Here is a 4,585-nt window from a genome sequence, read left to right on the forward strand (position 1 = left end):
ACCCGCACGCACGGCGCGCCCTGCGCGAGACGCTCACCCGCCTGCCCGCCGCCCTGCGTGCCCGCAGGCCCCTGCCCCCGCACGTGGAGCGCGCCGCACGCCTCCTGGACACGGCGAACGGAGGGACGTCATGACCGACACCCGGACCACCGTCGTCGTCATCACCCACAACCGGCGCCCGGAACTCCTGCGCACCCTGGACCGCCTCGCCGAACTCCCCGAGAAACCCCCGGTGATCGTCACGGACAACGCCTCCACCGACGGCACCGCCTCCGCCGTCGCCCGCCACCACCCGCGCGTACGGCTCCTGCGCCCCGGCCGCAACCTCGGCGCCGTCGGCCGCAACCTGGCGGTCCGTCAGGTCCACACGCCCTACGTCGCCTTCTGCGACGACGACTCCTGGTGGGCGCCGGGCTCCCTGGCCGGAGCCGCCGACCTGCTCGACCGGTATCCGGCGGTCGGTTCGGTCACCGCCCGCATCCTCGTCGAACCCGACGGCACCGAGGACCCGATCGTCAAGGAACTGCGCGACTCGCCCGTGCCCCGCCCGGACTGGCTCCCGGGGCCGGCCCTCGGGTCCTTCCTGGCCGCCGCGACCGTGCTGCGCACCGACGCCTTCCGCGCCGCGGGCGGCTTCCACCCCAGGCTGTGGCTGGGCGGCGAGGAGGAGCTGCTCGCGGCCGACCTGGCGGCGAACGGCTGGTGGCTGACGTACGCCGACGATCTGACGATCCATCACCATCCGTCCGAGGTGAGGGACTCGACGCTGCGGCGGGCGCACGGCATCCGCAACACCCTGTGGTTCACCTGGCTGCGCCGACCGGCCGGCCCGGCCCTGCGCCGTACCCTCCACCTGGCCCGCACGGTCCCGCGCGACACGGCGTCCCTGCGCGCCTTCGCGGAGGCGACGGCCGCCCTGCCGTGGGTGCTGCGCGAGCGCCGGGTGCTGCCGCCGGATGTCGAGGCCCGCCTGCGCTCGCTCGAACCCGCCCAACGCGACTCGGCGGCCCGCAGCTATACGGGCTGACGGACGGGGCACGACGCGACACGACCGCCCGCCTCCCCGCCCCTAACCCTCCGTCCACCGGCACAGCAACCGGAACGCCGCGAACAGCGTCACCGGCCACACCGCGGCGAAGGCCCAGATCACACCGGGCTCGGACGTGACGATGCCGGTGACCATGAGGGTGACCGACAGCGCGAACAGCAGGAGGACGGTCGGGGTGCGCGGGCGGTACGCGGCCAGGCGGCCCAGATCGGGGCGGCGGCCGAGCCGCAGCGTGCGCAGACGCCTGTCCAGACGGCGGTCGCGGCGCAGCGCCCGCTCGACCTCGTCGAGTACGCGCTGCTCGTGTTCGGGGAGTCGGCCGATGCTCACGATCTCTCCTCCTGGGGGGCGGACCGACGGCCCCCCGAGTGCCCGTGCGGCCGGGGAGCTAACCGGCCGGCCGTACCCCCGGCGCCTCCAGCGCCGCCACGAGACCGTCCGCGGCATCGGCGGCCGCGTCCGCCGCCCGGAACCCGGCACCGATCCGCCGGGCCTCGTCCCGCCCGCCGGCCAGGCACCAGTCCCACCAGTGCTCCAGCACGTCCTCCGCCAGCCGGTCGGCGGCCACCAGCGCCGGCCAGCCGCAGGCACGGGCCTGCGCCGTCACCTTCGCGCCGCCCGCTACCGGGTCCACCGCCAGCGCCGGCGTACCGGCCCGCAACGCCAGGACCAGCCCGTGCAGCCGGTCGGTGACGACCAGATCCAGCCGGGCCAGCACGGCCTCCAGCTGGGCCGGCGAGCCGCACAGCCGCCAGTCGTGCGCGTCGAGCCGCGTCTCCAGCTCCAGCCGGGCACAGTCCTTGCCGGCCAGCCAGCGCGTCAGCCCCGCGGCGACCTCCTCGTGCCGCCGCTGGTCCCCGTACTCGTGCTGCCCGTGGGTGAGGACCACCCCGACGACCGGCCGGGCGGGCAACGCGGGTGCGCGGGCCGCGAGATCCAGGGTCGGCACGGCGCCGGCGGCGTCCCGGGACAGCACCTCGTGGAAGCCCGTGACGGCCGGGGAGGCGGGGTCGACGACGGAGACGCCGACGGCGATCCGCACGCAGTGCGCGAACCGCCGGTGCAGCTCCTCGACCTGCGGCCCGTGCGCCGGCCCGCACACGAAGACCAGCCGGGAGTACGCCGCCGGGTCCACGTCCGCGAAGTGTGCGCCGTCCGCCCGGAACCCGGGGCTCCATACGACGTCGTACGCGAGCCCCGCGCCCCGCAGCACCTCCTCCACCCGCCGCAGCGCCAGCACGTCCCCGGCGGTCGCCTCCCCGTGCAGGAAGCTGAACCAGCCGGTCACCAGGGTCTTGCCTCGTCCGTGCACAGTGCGCACGGGTGCCCCGCCGACGGCGCGGCAATCACCGCCGGCGGCCGGTCACGAGCTTCCCCGTCCGGAGCGCGGGGGCCTTCACCCGGACCTCGGCCTTGTGGAAGGTGACGCTGCGGACGCGCTCGTCGTCGTCCCGGTACCGGCAGGTCTCGACGGTGTTCCCGACGCCCGCCGAGTCCACGCACACCACCAGCGCCGCCTCGGCCGCGTCGGAGGCGTGCCACCCGTCCGGCAGCTCGTCCGCAGAAGCCGTCCGCGAGCCCCGCTACCGTGCACACCATGACGACCAAGGCACGAACGACGACGGCCCCCGTCCTCGGCACCCGCGCCCTCAACCGGGCCACTCTGGCCCGCCAGTTGCTGCTGCGCCGCGCGTCGCTGTCCGCCGAGGCCGCCGTCGCCCATCTCGTCGGACTCCAGGCGCAGAACGTGAAGCCCCCGTACTACGCGCTCGCCGCCCGCCTCGACGGCTTCACGCCCGACGACCTGTCCGGGGCGATGGCCGGCCGCCGGGTCGCCCGCCTCGTCACCATGCGCTCGACCATCCACACCCACACCGCCGACGACTGCCTCACCCTGCGCCCGTTGGTGCAGGCCGCCCGGGACCGGGAGCTGGGCAACTTCCGCGACGGCCTCGTGGGCGTCGACCTGGACCGGCTCGCCGTCCTCGCCCGCGAACTCGTGGAGGCCGAGCCGCGCACCTTGGGCCGGCTGCGCGAGGCCCTCCTCGCCGAGTGGCCGGACGCCGACCCGCAGGCGCTGTCCGCCGCCGCCCGCTGCCGGCTCCCGCTCGTGCAGGTGACGCCGCGTGGGCTGTGGGGGAGGAGCGGCCAGGTCACGCTCACCACCGCCGAGCACTGGCTCGGACGCCCCGCGCTGCCCGCGCCGGCACCGGACGACACCGTGCTGCGCTACCTCGCCGCCTTCGGGCCCGCCTCCGTGAAGGACATGCAGACCTGGGCGGGTCTCACCCGCCTCCGGAACGCCTTCGAACGGCTCCGCCCCCGGCTCGTCACCTTCCGGAGCGAGGACGGCACCGAACTGTTCGACCTCCCCGACGCGCCCCGCCCCGACCCGGACACGCCGGCCCCGCCGCGCTTCCTCCCCGAGTTCGACAACCTGCTCCTCTCCCACGCCGACCGCACCCGCGTCGTCCCGCCCGCGTACAAGGGCCGCACCTGGAAGAAGAACCAGGCCTACCGCGTCCTCCTCGTCGACGGCTTCGTGGCCGGGCTGTGGAAGCTCGACGACGACGCACTCGTCGTCGAGCCCTTCGGCCGCCTCACCGAGGCGCACAAGGACGAGGTCGCGGCCGAGGGGGAGCGGACGCTGGCGACGACGCACCCGGGGACGGCGTACGACGTCCGCTTCGGGACGGTGCGCGAGTGACCGCGGGTGACATGGAGAGGGGGCGTTGCGGGCCGCTCGTGGAGGCTCGCAACGCCCCCCGGTCTTTCACCTGAGAGGTACTCAGGAGATCAGGAGAGCCGACGGTTCGGGGCTACGAGGTGACCTGCGCGGTCACCAGGTCCGAGAACGTGGTCAGCCGGGAGTAGACACCCGGGTGACCGGCCCGGGCACAGCCCTCGCCCCAGGAGGTGACGCCGGCCAGGACGCCCCCGACGAGCAGGGGTCCGCCGCTGTCGCCCTGGCAGGTGTCCACACCGCCGGAGGAGTATCCGGCGCACACCATGTCGCTCGCGACGAAGTCGGATCCGTAGGAGCCCCGGCAGCTCGTGTCCGAGACGACCGGTACGGTCGCGGTCCGCAGCTGGTTGGAGGAGCCGCCGTTCTCCCGGGTGGTGCCCCAGCCGAGGACGCGGGCGGTGGTGCCGGCCGCGTAGACGGAGGTGTCCGAGGAGGAGACGTACTTCGCCGGGGTGTACGGCATCGACCTCGACAGGGTCAGCACGGCCACGTCGTCGCCGTTGGTGGCGCCGGTGTAGTCCGGGTGGATCCAGATCCTGCTGACCTGGGCGACCGTGCCGTTGGTGCCGTTGAGGTAGGTGCGTCCGCCGACCACGCGGACGCTGCGGGTGGTCTCGCCGACCATGCAGTGGGCGGCGGTGACGACCTTGGTGGGGCTGACCAGGGTGCCGCCGCAGAACTGGTTCTGCGAGGCGTCCGTGACCTGCATGACGAACGGATACGCGCTCGTCGTGGTGGTCGAACCGCCGACGATCGGCTGCGGTGCGGCGACGGCGGAGGGGGCGGCGAGC

Annotated in this window: 6 protein-coding genes; 2 read left to right on the plus strand and 4 right to left on the minus strand. The window is 74.8% G+C overall.

Annotated elements, in window-relative coordinates:
- Positions 1–130 precede the first annotated feature (130 nt).
- Entirely contained in the window at positions 131–1,027 is an 897-nt protein-coding gene (locus EBH09_RS29065) for a glycosyltransferase (RefSeq protein ID WP_121749884.1), read from the plus strand.
- Between the two features lie 42 nt (positions 1,028–1,069).
- Here the strand turns inward: EBH09_RS29065 and EBH09_RS29070 are convergent, their stop codons facing one another.
- Genes EBH09_RS29070 through EBH09_RS38005 form a run of 3 tightly spaced genes read right to left on the minus strand, consistent with a single transcriptional unit; the run spans position 1,070 to position 2,547 of the window.
- Positions 1,070–1,378, minus strand: coding sequence for a DUF3040 domain-containing protein (locus EBH09_RS29070; RefSeq protein WP_121749885.1), 309 nt, complete (start codon positions 1,376–1,378; stop codon positions 1,070–1,072).
- Positions 1,379–1,436: 58 nt separating this feature from the next.
- Positions 1,437–2,360 (minus strand): polysaccharide pyruvyl transferase family protein, encoded by a 924-nt coding sequence (locus EBH09_RS29075; RefSeq protein WP_238697564.1) that lies wholly within the window; start codon positions 2,358–2,360, stop codon positions 1,437–1,439.
- 34 nt (positions 2,361–2,394) lie between these two features.
- On the minus strand, positions 2,395–2,547 hold the full coding sequence (locus EBH09_RS38005) for a hypothetical protein (RefSeq protein ID WP_193776599.1): 153 nt from the start codon (positions 2,545–2,547) through the stop codon (positions 2,395–2,397).
- A 98-nt stretch (positions 2,548–2,645) separates the two neighbouring features.
- On the opposite strand from EBH09_RS38005, the gene EBH09_RS29080 reads away from it, so the two are divergent.
- Positions 2,646–3,755 (plus strand): winged helix DNA-binding domain-containing protein, encoded by a 1,110-nt coding sequence (locus EBH09_RS29080; RefSeq protein ID WP_121751061.1) that lies wholly within the window; start codon positions 2,646–2,648, stop codon positions 3,753–3,755.
- A 112-nt stretch (positions 3,756–3,867) separates the two neighbouring features.
- On the opposite strand, the gene EBH09_RS29085 is transcribed toward EBH09_RS29080, so the two are convergent.
- On the minus strand, positions 3,868–4,585 hold a 718-nt coding region (locus tag EBH09_RS29085), incomplete at its 5' end, for a serine protease (protein WP_153182743.1).

The organism is Streptomyces sp. E2N166 (assembly GCF_003671715.1).
Lineage (GTDB): Bacteria > Actinomycetota > Actinomycetes > Streptomycetales > Streptomycetaceae > Streptomyces > Streptomyces thinghirensis.